The 16,033-nt window shown below is 63.6% G+C and carries 17 protein-coding genes and 3 pseudogenes; 13 read left to right on the forward strand and 7 right to left on the reverse strand.

All coding sequences use genetic code 11. The annotated features are described in order from the left end of the window. Positions 1-144 precede the first annotated feature (144 nt). From HF999_RS21230 to HF999_RS23105, 4 genes are all read left to right on the forward strand, one after another. Complete coding sequence (locus HF999_RS21230; RefSeq protein WP_082924041.1) at positions 145-384, forward strand: transcriptional regulator; 240 nt, start codon at positions 145-147, stop codon at positions 382-384. A 340-nt stretch (positions 385-724) separates the two neighbouring features. Next, entirely contained in the window at positions 725-1,018 is a 294-nt protein-coding gene (locus HF999_RS21235; RefSeq protein WP_156523626.1) for a PLD nuclease N-terminal domain-containing protein, read from the forward strand. A 217-nt stretch (positions 1,019-1,235) separates the two neighbouring features. Further along, complete coding sequence (locus HF999_RS21240) at positions 1,236-1,868, forward strand: Abi family protein (RefSeq protein ID WP_067718710.1); 633 nt, start codon at positions 1,236-1,238, stop codon at positions 1,866-1,868. A 454-nt stretch (positions 1,869-2,322) separates the two neighbouring features. Continuing rightward, positions 2,323-3,510 (forward strand): Shedu immune nuclease family protein, encoded by a 1,188-nt coding sequence (locus HF999_RS23105; protein ID WP_312854230.1) that lies wholly within the window; start codon positions 2,323-2,325, stop codon positions 3,508-3,510. Between the two features lie 58 nt (positions 3,511-3,568). Here HF999_RS23105 and HF999_RS23110 read toward each other — a convergent pair whose 3' ends face one another. The 3 genes from HF999_RS23110 to HF999_RS21260 form a co-directional block, all read right to left on the reverse strand. Beyond that, positions 3,569-4,057, reverse strand: a complete 489-nt coding sequence (locus tag HF999_RS23110) for an HNH endonuclease (protein ID WP_312854231.1) — start codon at positions 4,055-4,057, stop codon at positions 3,569-3,571. Positions 4,058-4,147: 90 nt separating this feature from the next. After that, a complete protein-coding gene (locus HF999_RS21255) occupies positions 4,148-4,501 on the reverse strand; it encodes a helix-turn-helix domain-containing protein (RefSeq protein ID WP_168547789.1) in 354 nt (117 codons plus the stop codon). Further along, entirely contained in the window at positions 4,494-5,630 is a 1,137-nt protein-coding gene (locus tag HF999_RS21260; RefSeq protein WP_168547790.1) for a tyrosine-type recombinase/integrase, read from the reverse strand. The genes HF999_RS21255 and HF999_RS21260 overlap by 8 nt, the downstream gene beginning before the upstream one ends. 256 nt (positions 5,631-5,886) lie before the next feature. Here HF999_RS21260 and HF999_RS21265 point away from each other — a divergent pair, with 256 nt between their 5' ends. The 6 genes from HF999_RS21265 to HF999_RS21290 all read left to right on the forward strand — a co-directional run bounded on the left by HF999_RS21265 (position 5,887) and on the right by HF999_RS21290 (position 9,264). Further along, the gene (locus HF999_RS21265; protein ID WP_206474892.1) at positions 5,887-6,168 is read left to right on the forward strand and encodes an XRE family transcriptional regulator; all 282 of its coding nucleotides are present in this window, start codon (positions 5,887-5,889) and stop codon (positions 6,166-6,168) included. A gap of 173 nt (positions 6,169-6,341) precedes the next feature. Next, entirely contained in the window at positions 6,342-6,428 is an 87-nt protein-coding gene (gene mftA / locus HF999_RS22740; protein ID WP_067716580.1) for a mycofactocin precursor MftA, read from the forward strand. 1 nt (position 6,429) lies between these two features. Beyond that, a complete protein-coding gene (gene mftB / locus HF999_RS21275) occupies positions 6,430-6,756 on the forward strand; it encodes a mycofactocin biosynthesis chaperone MftB (RefSeq protein ID WP_067718209.1) in 327 nt (108 codons plus the stop codon). After that, complete coding sequence (gene mftC, locus HF999_RS21280) at positions 6,753-8,006, forward strand: mycofactocin radical SAM maturase (protein WP_067718211.1); 1,254 nt, start codon at positions 6,753-6,755, stop codon at positions 8,004-8,006. Before mftB ends, mftC begins: the two co-directional genes overlap by 4 nt. A gap of 115 nt (positions 8,007-8,121) precedes the next feature. Further along, entirely contained in the window at positions 8,122-8,262 is a 141-nt protein-coding gene (locus HF999_RS21285; RefSeq protein ID WP_156523614.1) for a hotdog family protein, read from the forward strand. A 30-nt stretch (positions 8,263-8,292) separates the two neighbouring features. Beyond that, on the forward strand, positions 8,293-9,264 hold the full coding sequence (locus HF999_RS21290) for an NADPH:quinone oxidoreductase family protein (protein ID WP_067718214.1): 972 nt from the start codon (positions 8,293-8,295) through the stop codon (positions 9,262-9,264). A 479-nt stretch (positions 9,265-9,743) separates the two neighbouring features. Here the strand turns inward: HF999_RS21290 and HF999_RS23200 are convergent, their stop codons facing one another. Next, positions 9,744-10,013: a transposase gene (locus HF999_RS23200; RefSeq protein WP_082924011.1), complete on the reverse strand. Its 270-nt coding sequence runs from the start codon at positions 10,011-10,013 to the stop codon at positions 9,744-9,746. Between the two features lie 120 nt (positions 10,014-10,133). Beyond that, positions 10,134-10,304, reverse strand: a pseudogene (locus tag HF999_RS21300) (IS256 family transposase); the annotation flags it as partial. Between HF999_RS21300 and HF999_RS21305 the strand changes: the two are divergent. Next, positions 10,299-10,448 (forward strand): annotated as a pseudogene (locus HF999_RS21305) (transposase); the annotation flags it as partial. The pseudogenes HF999_RS21300 and HF999_RS21305 sit on opposite strands and share 6 nt — an antisense overlap. A gap of 192 nt (positions 10,449-10,640) precedes the next feature. Here HF999_RS21305 and HF999_RS21310 read toward each other — a convergent pair. Beyond that, a protein-coding gene (locus HF999_RS21310) for an IS3 family transposase (RefSeq protein WP_085950735.1) occupies positions 10,641-11,833 on the reverse strand; the annotation gives its coding sequence in 2 pieces (ribosomal slippage) (positions 10,641-11,546 and positions 11,549-11,833; 1,191 coding nt in all). A gap of 416 nt (positions 11,834-12,249) precedes the next feature. On the opposite strand from HF999_RS21310, the gene HF999_RS21315 reads away from it, so the two are divergent. After that, the gene (locus tag HF999_RS21315) at positions 12,250-13,374 is read left to right on the forward strand and encodes an NDMA-dependent alcohol dehydrogenase (RefSeq protein ID WP_006897512.1); all 1,125 of its coding nucleotides are present in this window, start codon (positions 12,250-12,252) and stop codon (positions 13,372-13,374) included. Positions 13,375-13,465: 91 nt separating this feature from the next. Continuing rightward, entirely contained in the window at positions 13,466-14,947 is a 1,482-nt protein-coding gene (locus HF999_RS21320) for an aldehyde dehydrogenase family protein (protein WP_006897513.1), read from the forward strand. Positions 14,948-15,065: 118 nt separating this feature from the next. On the opposite strand, the pseudogene HF999_RS21325 reads toward HF999_RS21320, so the two are convergent. Further along, positions 15,066-15,905: pseudogene (locus tag HF999_RS21325) on the reverse strand (ISL3 family transposase); the annotation flags it as partial. Between the last annotated feature and the right edge of the window lie 128 nt (positions 15,906-16,033).

Here is a 16,033-nt window from a genome sequence, read left to right on the forward strand (position 1 = left end):
CCACGACAGCACCACCCGGAGACCCGCCCACCGGCAGCGCTAGCCGGAGCTTCCGCACGCCTACTCGCCAATCAGGACGCGACATCCGTAGAGAACCGAATCTCCCACACCCCATGAATCAGGGGGGCTAAGCGGCTTGCGGCGATGGCTATCCTCGCCGCCAGCAGTGGCACGGACTTCGCCTTCCTGCGTGACCGACTCCACCTCTCGGATTCAGACTTGTCCAAACAGATGTCAGCGTTGCGAGCCGCCGGCTACGTCAAAGTCCGCAAGTCCGGACGTGGGCAAGGAAGCACAACCACCTACACGATCACGCGAACCGGCAGCGCTGCATATCGTCGACACCGTCAGGCGCTTGAGGCCCTGCTGCAGGGAGACCGCTGAGGCCGCGGCTCCTTCACCGCACCTCGCGGCCCCGCGCAGCGCTCCACAAACAATCGATTTCGACCATTCGGAGCAGGCTGTCAGCACCGCCAAGCGAAGCTGCGAAATCCCGCCAATCGAAGTTGAGAGTCACAACGAGTTTGGTGAACCCCTGACCGTCCCGCCCGGGTGTACCCCATCGGGACACTAGGGCTCAGTTAAGGGATCCGCCACATAACGCCAATAGCGACGTTCAGCGTCTACCCTCGCCAGCACGATGCCCGACCGCGAGGAGGCCGCGCCGTAGAGGTGATCTCGACAGACCACTGGGGCGGTGCACTGCCGCGATAGGTTGATCGCGATGGACAGAACCGTAGTAGTTGCCGAGGCCGGACTGAGCGAATGCGTCCGAGAAAAAGCCTGCGATCCGAACTTCGGCCAGGTGTTTGCCATGGTCGGCGCCGCGTGGCTGCTCGTCGCGGTGTGGCTTGGCGTCAGCTTCTACGCAACGGTCGACATTCTCACTTCCAAGGTCGGCCTCGTGCACACCGTGTTGTGGCTACTCGTCGTGTGGATTCTGCCGATACTCGGAGCGATCGCCTGGATCAGGTATGCCGCCGTCACTGCTCGCGGCACCCAGCGCCCTCCATCATGACTCCGGCACCCCCTCCGCCAACGTCGGCCCCAGAGCCAGGCTGGATCCTCACCCTCCGAGCTGGCTCTAGACTGCCGAAATAGCAGTAACCCCGGGGGTGTGTACCGATATTTCGCGGCATTGACCTACCCGGGGCTTTCACAGCGAACATAACAGCAAACATGCTCGCAAACAAGCACGACCGGACCCGCCCCACGACGGAGAGTGACACCACCCGATGCAGGACCCCGAGGATCTCGCACGCTGGTTCTCCGCGCCTAGAATCTCCAGCTACCGCCACCACCCCGATCCAGCGGCACTCTACGGGTGGAACGCCCAGCTCGCGGCGGCCTATTTTGAGGTGATCGGCCATGTCGAGGTGCTTCTACGCAACTTCATCAGCGACCGCCTAGCCGCAGAGAGCCCGCTCCCCCACTGGTACGACGACCAGCAGCGCTACCAGTTCACCAGCACAGCCCAGAAGAGCATCCGCAAAGCCCGCAGCAGGCTACGCGACCCGGAGACCACCGGCCGAGTCGTGGCAGAACTGAGCTTCGACTTCTGGCGCTTCCTTCTCGTCCGAAACCACGAGGTCACCATCTGGCGTGTCCTTCGCCGCCACGGAATGGCCCACTACCCGCAACCCCAGCCTCGTCAGCCCTTCGAAGACTGCGTCCAACGCATCTACAAGCTCCGTAATCGGATCGCCCACCACGAACCCCTGATCCATCCCAACCCGGCCATGGAGACCAGGCGCCTAGACCAATTGTCTGCAGACCTCGACACCCTAGCTCGCTGGATCGACCCAGACGCCGCCGACTGGATCGCCTCCGTATCCCGGGTCTCCCAGGTCCGGTCGCTGCGGCCATGAGCAGAAACCTCGGCTCTGCACCTGTCCCGAACGGCCCTCCAGAGCGGAACCCCCATAGTCTCGCTACCCCTGTGACCTCAATGAACCCTGCTTCCTAAACCCTGCTTGAGACCTTGTGGACGATGGCGGCCCACGATGTACCGCAAGGTGGGCCCCAACGAAGCTATCGAATCTGGGCGATGAGAGTGCAGGTGGAGGCGATTAACTCGTGCACACCTAGCGAGGGCCAGAGGTTCGGAGAACTACTTCTGCCAAATGCATCCATGTCGATGTCTAAGCTCCGAGCAAGAGCCACCGCGAGAGGTCGTGACTAGTGATCCACCTTGTTGGGCCCGAAGACGGCAACGAGGTCATCTGGGCGCGCGGACGGCTCCCCAGCCGGATCTACGCATACCGAAGCTTCATCGCTAAGTTCGCAGCCGATGCGGGGCACCCGTCTCGCTACATCTACAAAGTGTTCGACGAGCAGGCTGATGAAGTCACCGACACTGAGTGGGATTGGACCGAACACGTGATCGACACAACTCACGGAGGCCGAAAGCAACTACAGCTTCAGGTTGCGCGCTACGCAGGTGCGATACGCCAAATCCGTATTCAACGAGTTCCCACCGATCCGGCGGCGACCCAGCTGGAAACGATGCTCAAACTCGACCGCGCCCAGTCCACAGCCTTGATCGACCTCATCAAGGCTCTCGACTCGATTCCCGCTGAAGGCGAGGAGAGCATCCGTGCGGACGATCAGCTATTGAGGGACGTCTTTTCGGACCCGGACACGGTCGGGGCGCTCTACGCCCAGGACCCCGAGAAGTTCAGGGATCTCATCCGCAGCGACGCTGACGCCCGCGATGTCATTGCCCTTCAGCGCCGTCGTGACGTGGTAGCCACCATGCGGACTTGGCTGGAAGACGACACAGTGTTCGACGCCGCGAAGGAGGGAGCTGGCGGGCCCGAGAGAGCGTGGCAGCGCCTCTTGGAAGCGAATCCCTGGGTGCTGGGTGTCGGCCTCGGCGGCCAGCTCCTAACCTCGTGGAGCGACGAGAAGCTAGAGCAAGTCACAAGCGGCTCCGACATCCGATCTGCCGGCAAGCGCGCGGATGCACTTCTAAGGACCAACGGCATCATCCGCTCGATGGCGTTTGCGGAAATCAAGCATCACCGCACCGACCTCCTCGCCGCAAAATCCTATCGGTCGGCGTGCTGGGGTCCGTCGAATGAACTATCCGGAGCTGTCGTTCAGGTCCAGCAGACGGTACGGATGGCGGTACGTGACCTGGGCGAATTCGTCGAGGACCGCACCGATGACGGATCACGCACGGGCGCAGGGACGTTCATCACCCAGCCCCGAGCCTTCCTAATCGCAGGGTGCTTGAGCCAGCTCGCAGGGACGGGCGGGGGAGCCATCGACGATAAGGTCCACAGCTTCGAGCTCTTCCGCCGCAATCTTGCTCACCCGGAGATCATCACGTTCGACGAGCTACTCGCGCGGGCAGAATGGCACGTCAAACTCGCAGAGGAGCAGGCGGACTACGGTGACGTTTCAGACAGTGCGCCAGCGGACGGACTGCCCATGAGCGATATCAGTGAGGAATCTGACGTGCCCTCAGCTGACGTCAACGATCCCCGAGATGAACCGCCCTTCTGACCCGGAGCCCGTCATACCGGAAGATCAATTTGACCCCCGAGCGCCACACGGACTCTGACTACAGATCGCCTTTAGAGCGGTTGCAGGAGACACAGAGCATCTGGCCGTTGGCGGCGTCGGTCTTGCCACCCTTGGACCAGGGAACGATGTGGTCGGCGTCCATGTCGCCGAGAGCAAAGATCTTCTTTCCGTCGGCATTTTCTGGATCCAGGTCATTCCACTGTTGGCGCGTTTCATCGATTTCAATGCCTCCGCCAGGGGGATTAGCCTCTCGGCGATGGTGCCGGTGTCCGGGTTGGTCAGCAGTCCGTCGACGGTCGCTCAGTGCGCATGGCCAGCACAGGCTGGCGCGGTAGATCTCGTCCTCGGCGCCGCAGCGCACGCAATCGATGTTGAGGGTGATCTGGGCGCACGCCCGGCAGGCCGGGCGCCCGTCTACTCGGCCCGGTAAGACGCCGGTGTGGCCGCATTCGCAGGTGCCGCGGGTGCGTTTGGCCTGCTGGTAGCAGTAGCCGCAGATCTGGTCCTCCGGGCCCCAGGTGACCACAAGGGGGTAGCCCAAGCCGCAGCGATCACACGGACAGTCACGACGTAGGTCCGGATCGTCGGGTTTGCGGGGCCTGGCCATCTGTACCGGTCAGTCCTCGTTGTCGCCCCGGACGAGTCTCACCCGGCGGGCGATCGGCTGGCCGGGTGCCACCCCCAGGTCTTCCGGCCGGGCCGGCGCCTGCGCGGTGGCTGCTGCCCGCATCTCCACGAACGGTTCGAACAGCTCACCCGGTTCGCAGTCGAGGATGTCGCAGAGCGCGGCGAACGTGCGTGCCGGGATCCGCTCTGGTGTGCCGGTCACCAGCCGGTAGACCTGACTCTCGGACAGGTTGATGCCCCGAGACCTCAACAACGGCACCAGTTCGGTGCTCTTCCACAGGTTGCGCTGCGCCATCATCGTCCGCAGATTCCAGCGATACCCGATGCGTCGTTGCTCAGCCATCAGCGTCTCCGTCCTGCTTCCTGCCGTGCCCGTCCAGCCGCGAAGCGATCATGCGCTGAATGGTCTTCTGTTTGAAATCGTCGCCGACCGAGGTGTACAGCCCGGTGACCGACGCATAGGCATGACCGACTTGAGTCTGCACGAACGCCGGGTCGTAGCCGGCCTCGATCAAGTGCGTGACGTAGGAATGTCGCAGGCAGTGCAGTCCGAGCTCTTTCGGCAAGCCGGCGCCCTCGCGGGCGGCGGCGAAGGCATCACTCAAGCTACCCACTCTTATCCGCTCGGCGCGCTCGCTCGGCCATAGCGCCGCCGAGCGGTCAGCAGTAGCGAAATGCGCTCGACCACGCTCGGTGATCCAGAATCGGAGCAGGTCAACCACCCAGTCGAACTCCGGGACCGTCAACACGGTTCGTCGTCGCGGCCCCGACCCGGCGGTGCCTTTGGCCCACCGGACGGTCACCGCGCCGAAGTCGCCGTACGCAGGCACATGCGGGTTGGGGCCGAAATCCTGCACGTCCAACATCGCCACCTCGCGACGCCGAAGCCCATAGGCGTAGCAGACCTTGAACGCGATCGAGTCCCGCAACAGGGGCAGCCAGCGCTTACTCCCAGCAGCGAACTCACGATCGATCCGGTCGTCCACGTCATCAAACAGTCTCTGCAGCTCCGTGGCCGTAAAGGCCCGGCGCCCGGCCGGAACAGCATCCTCGCAGGTGTGCCGCGGGGTGTTCCACTCGAACGCGATCTGGGCCGGAACATCGTCGAAGACCCGTTGGCAAAGCGCACCCCACCCGTAGCTCGAGCTCGAGACGTAGGCACAGAACATCGCGATGGCATTGCTGTCCGAACGCAGCGTCGTCCAGCTCACCGGCTTCTCACCCGAGCGCCGCCCAGCCATGTAGTCATCCAGATCGACCGGTCGCCACGACCACGGGAACGTGCCCGCAAACTCCTGGAACCGGCGCAGCACCCCGCAGCGCCCGTCGATCGTCGCTCTCGTCAGCCCACGCGCCAGCATCTGCGCCCGCCAACCCTCGACCATTGCTTCAAACACGCGGTCCTCGGCGCGGAACAGGCCAACCTCACCGTCGCGCAACAGCCGCGGAACGAACCCAGGAACACCGTCCACGCCGACCTCCGACCCGTGGAAACCTGCATCTAATGCAAGAAACCTACGGGACGCTGGACCGACGCACAAGCATCACATCCGCGGCGCCGACACTGCACCAGCCAAACCCGGCACCCACCAGCACAAACCCCATCATCCCAGGTAGACGGCAGTAACCGCACCTAACGGAACCCCCGAGAGTTTAACGCCGATAACTTATCTTATGTAAAGTAAAGGGTGTCGAGTTGTCGATCGTGCGAACTCGACACCTCCCCTAATGGCTCGCAGCTCGTTTGAACTCGGGCTGCGCCTGACCTGCGAGCAGGTGCGCATCGCGCAGATGATCCGAGGTCGGTCCGATGGCGAATCCGGGATCACCCGCCAGAATCTGCACCTGTGGCGCACCCACGGTCTGCGCGGCCTGCCGGCCCGAACCACGCTCGACGGCATGGCCGCTGAACTACGTCTCCCGTATGTCCGGGTTCTCGAGGCGGCCCTACGCGATGCCGCCTACCTTGGCGCCGCCGGCCATGTGGCCACCATCGAACAAGACGCATAACTCTGGGCCGTGGAAATTTCTTCGGGTGCGTCAGAACTCATAATGCCCAGCCCTAACCGACTTCGAAAGCAGACGCCAGTGCCGTGATCCTTGCCATTGGCACCCTGTGTCAATATGATGTAGATCTCACCCAAGTGGTGAAGCGCACATCTGGTTCGACGAGAGGAATCGTCGTGGAGAACACGCAGAACACCGAGGTCGTGCTGGAAGAGGCCCTCATCGAAGAGGTCTCGATCGACGGCATGTGCGGGGTCTACTGAAATGACGTCCGCAGCAGCGCCGGCCGACGCCGAACAGGAAGCCGCCACAGCGGCCTTCGATCTCGATGCCGACTGGCGCCTGCACCCCGGAGTGGCGTTGCGGCCTGTGCCGTTCGGGGCCCTGCTCTACCACTTCCACACCCGCAAGCTCAGCTTCCTCAAGTCGCCGACCATCGTCGAGGTGGTCCGCATCCTGGCCGACCACCCCACGGCGCGCGCCGCGTGCGCTGCCGCCGGTGTGCCGATCGACGATCCGGGTACCGCAAGGCTGTACCTACACGCGCTCGGCCAGCTCGCCGCCTCGCGCATGATCGAGGAGACCTCATGACCAGCACGCTGAACCGCCCGGCGGCCACCGCGCCGACCACGACCGCGCCCGCTCCCGTCGGCCGTCTCGTGGACCAGTTCGAGCGCGGGCTCGACGCGCCGATCTGCCTGACCTGGGAGCTCACCTACGCCTGCAACCTGGCGTGCGTGCACTGCCTGAGCTCGTCGGGTAAGCGCGACCCCCGTGAGCTGAGCACCGAGCAGTGCAAGGCGATCATCGACGAGCTGCAGAAGATGCAGGTCTTCTACGTCAACATCGGCGGTGGCGAGCCCACCGTCCGCCCGGACTTCTGGGAGCTCGTCGACTACGCCACGAGTCATCAGGTCGGGGTCAAGTTCTCCACCAACGGCGTGCGGATCGACGAGAAGGTGGCGCAGCGACTGGCCGCCAGCGACTACGTCGACGTGCAGATCTCCCTGGACGGCGCCACGGCCGAGGTCAACGACGCGGTCCGCGGGCCGGGGTCGTTCGACATGGCGGTCCGGGCCCTGGAGAACCTCCAGAACGCCGGGTTCACCGACGCCAAGATCTCGGTGGTCGTCACCCGGCAGAACGTCACCCAGCTCGACGAGTTCAAGGCCCTGGCGGACCGGTACGACGCGACGCTCCGGATCACCCGACTGCGTCCCTCCGGCCGCGGCGCCGACGTCTGGGACGAGCTGCACCCGCTCCCCGAGCAGCAGCGGGGTCTCTACGACTGGCTGGTCGCGAACGGCGAGAACGTCCTGACCGGCGACAGCTTCTTCCACCTGTCCGCCTTCGGCGACGGCCAGGGTTCGCTGCCCGGCCTCAACCTGTGCGGTGCGGGTCGCGTGGTGTGCCTGATCGACCCGATCGGCGACGTCTACGCCTGCCCCTTCGCCATCCACGACAACTTCCTGGCCGGCAATGTGGTGGCCGACGGGAGCTTCGAGTCGGTCTGGCAGACCTCTGAGCTCTTCCGCGAGCTGCGCGAGCCCCAGTCCGCCGGGGCGTGCGCGTCCTGCGACTTCTACGACAGCTGCCGGGGCGGCTGCATGGCGGCCAAGTTCTTCACCGGCCTGCCCATGGACGGCCCGGACCCGGAGTGCGTCCAGGGATACGGCGAGGGACTGCTCGAGGCCGAGCGGAATATCCCCCCGGCGTCGCAGGATCATTCCCGCGTGAACGGACTGGCCGCGCGCAAGCAGCCCACGGGTCCCGTGCCGCTGACGCTCATCACCACCCCGCCGCGCCGGCCCAGGAGCCTGTGCGACGAGTCGCCGGTCTGACCGACCGCTCCCGAACCCCCGAAAAAGGAGGCCCCCGAGAATGTGGCTCGTCGCGTGGGGCCCCATCGTCCGAATTCTGCCCAACGTTGCGCGTTGAAATGGTCGGGCCACGCCATTGGCCGCCGCGATCGAATCCACTCGCCAGCGGGAGGACGGCGGGGTCCAGTACACGGTGTCCGTGCGCGTGGACATCGAGGGCCAGGACCGGCCGGCGATGATCGGCCAGACGGTCTACCTCGTCTACCCGACTCCATGATCCGCCAACCCATCACCGAAGGAGACGCGCGTGCGCGCTTTCGTCCTCAGCGACTACACCGGCCCGGCCGGTCTCGCCCTCACCGATATCGACCCGCCAACCCCAACAAATGACGAACTGCTGCTGGAGGTCCATTCAGTGGGAGTGAACTTTCCGGACCTGCTCATGACCCGCGGCCAGTACCAGCACCGACCGGAACTGCCGGTCGTGCCGGGGTGCGAGATCGCCGGCACTGTCGTGGCTGCTCCGGCAGCGTCGGGCTGGGCTCCCGGAGACCGCGCGGCCGCCTTCGTGTGGGAGGGCGGATTCGCCGAGCAAGCCGCCGTCCCGCTGAATGCGGTGGTGCGTATCCCCGACCGGGTGGACTTCGACTTCGCTGCTGCGATGGTCGTGAACTACCACACGGTGCACCTCGCCCTCTCCCGCCGCGGAAACCTGCAGTCGGGCGAGACGGTTCTGGTCATGGGCGCCGGCGGCGGCGTCGGCACCGCGGCGATCCAGGTGGCGGCGGGGCTCGGGGCGCGGGTGATCGCCGGGGTCTCAAGCGCCAGCCGGGTCGACATCGCGGTGGCCGCCGGTGCGGCGGAGACCATCGTGCTGGAACCCGGGTTCTCCGCAGAGGTCCGAGAGCGGACCGGCGGCCGCGGCGTGGATATGGTGCTCGACCCGGTCGGCGACTGGCTCTTCGACGAGTCCGTCCGGGCCCTGGCCCCCGAGGGGCGCGTGCTCGTGGTGGGATTCGCGGCCGGCCAGATCCCCTCCATCAAGGTCAACCGGCTACTCCTACGCAACGCCGGTGTGCTCGGCGCGGCCTTCGGCGCCTTCGTGGGCTTGGACCCGGATCTCATGCGCACCCAAGCCGAGTCCCTCGATCCCATGGTCGAGGCCGGGCTGGTAAATCCACATATCGGTGCGCGCTACTCCTTCAACGAACTGCCCACCGCTCTCGCGGATCTCGGGAAGGGGGGCATCCGCGGCAAGGCGGTGGTGCAGGTCAGGTGACAAACTCCGATAACCGGGCTGCGCGGTCATACACAATTCGGCAGGACCGGGCACGGGCCCATTCCTCGAGCAGGATGCGGTTGTAGCGCTCGCAACATGGCTGGGTTCGCTCAGCATCGTTCCGCCAGGCAGTGCCCCCGTTCGCAAACTTCTCACGCCGAGACTTCGTCACTTGGCCCCTTCACGCCTCATTGCAGTGGTATCAAGGACGGCAGTGCCGTGGCTCGCCGAGCGAGGCTGTGCACGCAAAGTCCGGGGGACTTATCTGCTGCAATACGACAGACTCCCAGTGTCCTACGCATTACCCAACGAATTAATGGCGCAGCGCTCGGTGTCAATCTCTTTTGAACTTCTGTTTGATCTAAGCGGCGAGTAGCTGTTCGACTGTGCTCGTCGCGGCGGGTGCTTGGGTGACGGCCGACCTTGACCATTGTCCATCTCCACCATGAACTGCTTGGTGTTGCGTTGACGACTTGAGTCTAAATCGGCTTTTTAGGGACGCGTTTTCCATCTTCAACTTGCGGTTCTGCTCTTCCAGCGCCTCCAGCCGGCCATGATCGGCCGGACGGAGGCCGAGCCCGGGTTCCGGGTTGTCTTGGCGGTGTTTTTGCACCCAGTTTCCCAACGTGCCGGGGTTGGATCTCCAGCTCCCCGGCGACCTCGGCGATGGAGCGCTCGGACTGGATAACCAATTGCACGGCCTCAGCCTTGAACTGCGGTCTGAACTTCCGACGTGATCGTGGTGCCATGAGCTTGATCCTCTCGCATCAAGCGGCTGTCCAAGATTTTTGGTACACCCCAAGGCGGCTCCGGGCGTGTCAAGGTTTCCTGCGTAAGGGGCCGGTCAGCTAGCCCGCTCTGCCGGGTGGTCAGAGTGGGAGTCGGTTGGGGAACTGCACGGCGAAGGCGTTCACCGCTCGGTGCCATCCCTGGGTGCCGGTGCCGAATTCGCCACCGCGGGTGGTCTCGATGTTCCGGATGCCCAGGTAGATCAGCTTGATCGCCGCCTCGCTTGAGGGGAACGAGTCCCGAATCTTGGTGCTCATGTGGTCTCTCACGCCTTGGTGGTGGCGACCGGGGTTTCGATCGATGGGGCCCGCGAGATGCTCGGTGCCGTGGTCGGCGACAGTGAGTCGTTTGACTTCTGGCGCGAGTTCCTGGTCCGGCTCAACACCCGCGGGTTGGCGGAGGCGCGACGGGGTGGATGGTGTCGTGGACGAAGTCTTGACCGGAGGCCGTTGGTTCGCTCTGAATGTGCGCCGCACTGTTTGGCATAAATGTACTGAACGGTCTCTTTGTGGAATCTCAGTCCCACCGAGAGGCTGGATGAACCCTTGTCAATCGGGACTGCTGCACGAGTAGGTGACAGGTTGTAGTCACGCCGCGAGAGCGACGTTGTTGGCCATGATGGTCTCGAATTCGATGGGCGTCAAACGGCCGAGGCGGGCCTGTCGGCGGCGGCGGTGGTAGGTCCGCTCGATCCAGGTGACGATCGCGGTGCGCAGTTGCTCGCGGGTGGTCCAGGAGCGGCGGTCGAGGACGTTTTTCTGCAGGAGTGCGAAGAACGATTCCATGGCGGCGTTGTCTCCGCTCGACCCGACTCTTCCCATGCTCCCGACTATGCGATGACGGGTCAGGGCGCGCCGGAATTTGCGGCTTCGGAATTGAGATCCCCTGTCCGAATGCACCACACAGCCGGCGACATCGCCACGCATCGCGACGGCGTTCTCGAGCGCTTGGACGGCCAATCGGGACTTCATCCGGAAGTCGATCGAGTACCCGACGATCCGGCCACTGAATGCGTCCTTGATCGCGCAGAGGTACAGCTTGCCCTCCGCGGTCCGGTGCTCGGTGATGTCGGTCAGCCACAGTTCGTTCGGTGCGTCCGCGGCGAACACGTGCCGTGTCCGGCCGTGCTCGTCGACGACGGTGCAGAGGTCGTCGTGGACGGGCGGGCCGGGCTTGCGGTGTTTGCTCCGCTTGGGCTTGCCGAACGCGCTGAACCAGCCGTTCGCCGACGCGATACGCCACGCGGTCCGGTCCGCCATCGCTTCGCCATTGTCGCGGGCCTCGTCGGCCAGTAGCCGGTGCCCGAACTCGGGGTCGTCCTGGTGGGCGTCGAAAAGGGCGTTCGCGCGATAGGCCTCCACCACCTCGCTCGGGGTGATGGGATCGGCCAGCCACCGGTAGTAGGGCTGGCGGGAGAGCTTGAGCACCCGACACGTCACCGTCACAGGGACCCCTGCGGCGGCGAGCTCCGTCACGAGCGGGTAGAGCCTTTTCCCGGCAGGTTCGCCTGCGACAGATACGCCGCCGCACGGCGCAGCACCTCGTTCTCCTGCTCGAGGAGCCGGTTCCGTTTGCGCAGCTCACGGATCTCCGCGGACTCGGTCCGAGACGGGCCGGGCCTGGCGCCGTCGTCGATATCGGCGCGACGCAACCACTTCTGCAACGTCATCGGGTGGACCCCGAAGTCTTTCGCGATCTGCTCGATCGTGACTCCGGGTTCGCGGTGCTGAGCGACGCGCACGACATCGTCACGGAACTCGGACGGGTAGGGCTTGGGCACAGCAACATCCTTCCAGGCCCACCCCACGGGCAAGCCAGATCAGATGTCACCTATCCGTGCAGCAGTCCCATCCTTGTAGGCGAGGTATCGCGTCACGCCAACAGATCCGGTACCAATCGGTACGATATTGCTTGCGGCAAGATGTGGTCTGTGTTCTACTTGTGGCGCAGGACACAGTCGTCCGTTTGGGAGTGGCAGCGCGTGGTGGGTCAGCCGAGTGGGCCTGGCTTGTTCGCTCAAACAACCTCAGCGAGAGAAGGTTGGCTATGACAGCGACTGCTATCAGGGATGGTGGTTCTCCACACACTGAATCGGCCAGCGTGTAGCAAATTTTGACATCCCCATTTGTTCCTATCAACCTCCTTGGCCGCGCGGAGCGACTGAGGAATATCGAGAAGAGACAGGAGATTTTTCTGATGAAAACACGAGGCGCGATTTGCTGGGAGCCTGGCGCGAACAAGGGTTGGTCAGTCGAAGAGATCGAACTGGGTGATCCTCGGCCTGATGAAGTACGAGTCAAACTCGCAGCGTCGGGGCTCTGTCATTCGGACGACCATATCGACTCCGGCATCTTTGTCGGCTTGGAGCCTATGGTCGGTGGACACGAAGGCGCCGGAATCGTTGAGGAAGTCGGCTCCGCAGTCAAGGGAATCGTGCCGGGCGACCACGTCGTGCTGGCGTTTATCCCCTCCTGCGGCCGTTGCTACTCCTGTGTCAGTGGACATTCGCATCTTTGCGATCTCGGAGCCCACCTCTTCGGAGGAGTGGCGCTCTCGGACGGGACCCACCGGGTCCAAGCGCGTGGCAAAGGCGTAGGGACGATGTGCTTGCTGGGAACCTTCTCCCCGTATGTTGTTGTCCACGAGGACAATGTCATCAAGATCCGTGACGATGTTCCGCTTGATCGGGCCGCGCTCGTAGGGTGTGGCGTCACGACGGGGTGGGGTTCGGCATTTCACACCGCGGGCACCCAGCCCGGAGACACGGTGGCCGTGATTGGCGTCGGCGGAATCGGCATGAACGCAGTACAAGGTGCCCGCCTCGCAGGTGCCAAGAACATCATTGCGATCGACACTGTGGCTTACAAACGAGAGCGCGCCAAGGAGTTCGGCGCAACGCATGTGGCCGCAAGCATGGAGGAAGCCCTGCCCCTTATCGCGGAGCTAACTCGGGGCACCCTGGCGCATCGGGCCATCCTGACCACCAGCGTTGCTGAGGGCGAGCTGGTGGAGCCAGCACTGAAGCTGGTCGGCAAACGGGGAGTGCTGGTTCTGACCTCGAGTGCACCGGGCGATCAAATCAAGGTCGACCTGGATCTGCTCACCCTCACCTTGTACGAGAAGGAAATCCGCGGCGGTCTGTTCGGATCATCGAATCCCCGCATTGATATCCCCCGCCTGCTCGACTGGTATATGGAGGGAGAACTCAAGCTCGACGAACTGGTCACTACTACCTACACCCTCGACCAGGTTAACCAAGGATACAAAGACATGTTGGATGGCAAAAATTTGCGCGGCATCATCACCTACGAAGAGGCTTGAGTTTCATGACCAGCACCACACACCACAGGACACTTTCCTGGGCTAAGGAAGCTGAGTACACATTCAAGTTCAGAAAGTTGGTTCTGGGAACATGACGCACTACTCACTCTTCATTGACGGCAAGTCTGTCGATACCGACGAAACCTATGACGTGGTCAGCCCGGGTGATGGCACGGTGATTGCCACGCTAGCCAAGGGAGGAACCGCGGAGGTCGACGCTGCGGTCGAAGCCGCCGCAGCGGCTTTCGCCAGCAGCGGCTGGCGCGAAACTCCGATGCATGAGCGGGCGGCGGTAATCGACCGCGCAGCGGATGCGATCGAAGCCCGCGCCGAAGAAATCAGTTTGCTCGCCTCGCGAGAGAACGGCACACCGGTCAGGCTCGCTCAAGGTCTCTCTGTCGGCTTCCCAGTCATGCATATCCGCTACTTTGCCGACCTGGCGCGACGACACGTCACCGATCAGCCGACCATGGTAAGCGGCAGCGTAGTCGGCATCATTCGTCGTGAACCGATTGGCGTCGTCGCAGGAATCGTTCCGTGGAACTTTCCACTGCTCCTCACGGTGTGGAAGTCGATCCCGGCAATCGCAGCGGGCAACTCTGTCGTGCTCAAGGCCGACGAGAAGACGCCGTCAACGGCTCTCATCTTGGCCGAGGTGCTCAAGGCTGCGGGATTGCCCGATGGCGTATTCAATGTCATCACTGGTGATGGAGCCGAAGTCGGTGGGCATCTTACCAAGCACCCAAAGGTCCGGAAGGTCTCATTCACGGGGTCCACTGCCACTGGACGGACGGTCATGGCGAACGCTGCAGAGCGTGTCAAGAAGGTCACCATGGAACTCGGCGGAAAGGGAGCAAACATCGTGCTCCCCGACGCCGACCTCGACCTGGCGGTAGACGGATCACTCTGGGCCTTCTTGGTCCACGCCGGCCAAGCATGTGAATCCGGCACCCGGTTGTTCGTCCACCGAACCATCTATCGCGAGTTCGTTGATCGCCTTGTCCAGCGCGCATCGCAGCTCACTATCGGTGATCCCACAGATATGAGCACCGACATCGGACCCTTGATGAACCGAGCTCAGCGGGAACGCGTGGAAGGGTTCATTGACAGCGGTAAGAAGGATGGGGCAACCGTCGCATTCCAGGCCGAACTTCCTGCTGACCTGAACAGGGAAGGCATGTGGGTTCCTCCGACAATCTTCACCGACGTCACACCTGACATGAAGATCACTACGGAGGAGATTTTCGGCCCTGTGGTCTCAGTGATGGCATACGACGATATCGATGCCGTCGTGGCAGAGGCCAACACCAGTGAGTACGGACTCTCGGCCGGCGTTTGGACCACCGACTATACGGTCGCAATGGACCTAGCGCATCGACTTGAGGCTGGCACCGTATGGATCAATGACTGGCACGCCCTGTCAGGCCAACTGCCGTTCGGAGGTGTGAAGCAGAGCGGATTCGGCCGTGAGATGGGCCCGAATGCCATCAACGAGTACACCAATGAGAAGTCGATTGCAATTGACTACTCGGGCCGCGATGCCCGCGCGGCGTGGGGACTTACTATCCCGTAAGAAGAATTGTTCGGAATTCTGACCCACTGAGAGTGCCTCGCAACGAAAACTTCGTTGCGAGGCACTCTCGATCCGTCTCGCCCCGGCGGACCCCTCCAGTTAACCGGCCCTTCCGGAATCAGAGTGCATTGATCCGGTCCTGAAGCTGACCGGAGTGGATCAGTGACCGCAAGATGTAGTGGTTGAGGTTTCGGAAGCCCAGGGCGATTCCGCGCAGGTGCTCGAGGCGACCGTTGATGGCCTCGACCGGGCCGTTGGAAGCCCGGGTGTCGAAGTATGCCAGGATCTCGCGGTGGCGCTTCCAGAGAGAGCGTCCGAGCTGCGCGAGCTCCGGGAGTTCCTTGGGTACGCCGGACCGGATCGAGCGCAGGAGTTTGTACATCGCAATCTTGCCCTCCCGTCTGCCCGAGGCCTCGTATGCAGTGATGAGTCGCTGGTAAACGCCATAGGTGACCTCCACCGCCGCGTGCGCATCGTGGGCGGTGAACGCCTTGAACAGGCGGACCTTCTGTTTGTCGGTCAGCAGTTCGACCCGAGTGCGCAGGGTCCGGCGGATCCCGTAAAGGGGATCGCCGGTGCGGCCGCGGTGCCCCGTGGTGGCCTGCTGGATGCGTTGGCGGCACACGGTGAGCTTGTCGGCGGCAAGCTGCACGACGTGAAATGGATCCATCACCGTCCGAGCAGCGGGCACGGTTTTGGCGGCGGCGGCGTGGTAGCCGGCGAATCCGTCCATCGTGACAACCTTGACTCGGTCACGGAACACCTGGTCGCGGGCATCGAGCCACTCGGTGAGCACCTTCGCCGAGCGCCCGGGGACCATGTCCAGCAGGCGCGACGGGCCGGTGCCGTCCACCACCGGGGTCAGGTCGACCAGGACGGTGACGAACGAAGACGAACCGTCGCCGCGGACGTGTTTCCGCTTGTGCTAATCGACCCCGAGAACGCGGACGCCGTCGAAGTGGCAGATAGGGCTAGTGGGTACGCCTAGTCCGGCGATCCGGTACTTCGATTCCGGCGACTCGGTACTCCTTAGGGCGGGCGGGGTGGTCTGCTCGGGGTGAGGCGGCGCGACTGCGCCGCTTCTTC

This window comes from Tsukamurella spumae (assembly GCF_012396015.1).
Lineage (GTDB): Bacteria > Actinomycetota > Actinomycetes > Mycobacteriales > Mycobacteriaceae > Tsukamurella > Tsukamurella spumae.

Coding starts and splice junctions, on each gene's coding strand:
- HF999_RS21230 (WP_082924041.1), top strand. CDS start 145: ATGGCTATCCTCGCCGCCAGCAGTGGCACGGACTTCGCCTTCCTGCGT.
- HF999_RS21235 (WP_156523626.1), top strand. CDS start 725: ATGGACAGAACCGTAGTAGTTGCCGAGGCCGGACTGAGCGAATGCGTC.
- HF999_RS21240 (WP_067718710.1), top strand. CDS start 1,236: ATGCAGGACCCCGAGGATCTCGCACGCTGGTTCTCCGCGCCTAGAATC.
- HF999_RS21255 (WP_168547789.1), bottom strand. CDS start 4,501: ATGGCTGAGCAACGACGCATCGGGTATCGCTGGAATCTGCGGACGATG.
- HF999_RS21265 (WP_206474892.1), top strand. CDS start 5,887: ATGGCTCGCAGCTCGTTTGAACTCGGGCTGCGCCTGACCTGCGAGCAG.
- mftB (WP_067718209.1), top strand. CDS start 6,430: ATGACGTCCGCAGCAGCGCCGGCCGACGCCGAACAGGAAGCCGCCACA.
- mftC (WP_067718211.1), top strand. CDS start 6,753: ATGACCAGCACGCTGAACCGCCCGGCGGCCACCGCGCCGACCACGACC.
- HF999_RS23200 (WP_082924011.1), bottom strand. CDS start 10,013: ATGGCACCACGATCACGTCGGAAGTTCAGACCGCAGTTCAAGGCTGAG.
- HF999_RS21315 (WP_006897512.1), top strand. CDS start 12,250: ATGAAAACACGAGGCGCGATTTGCTGGGAGCCTGGCGCGAACAAGGGT.
- HF999_RS21320 (WP_006897513.1), top strand. CDS start 13,466: ATGACGCACTACTCACTCTTCATTGACGGCAAGTCTGTCGATACCGAC.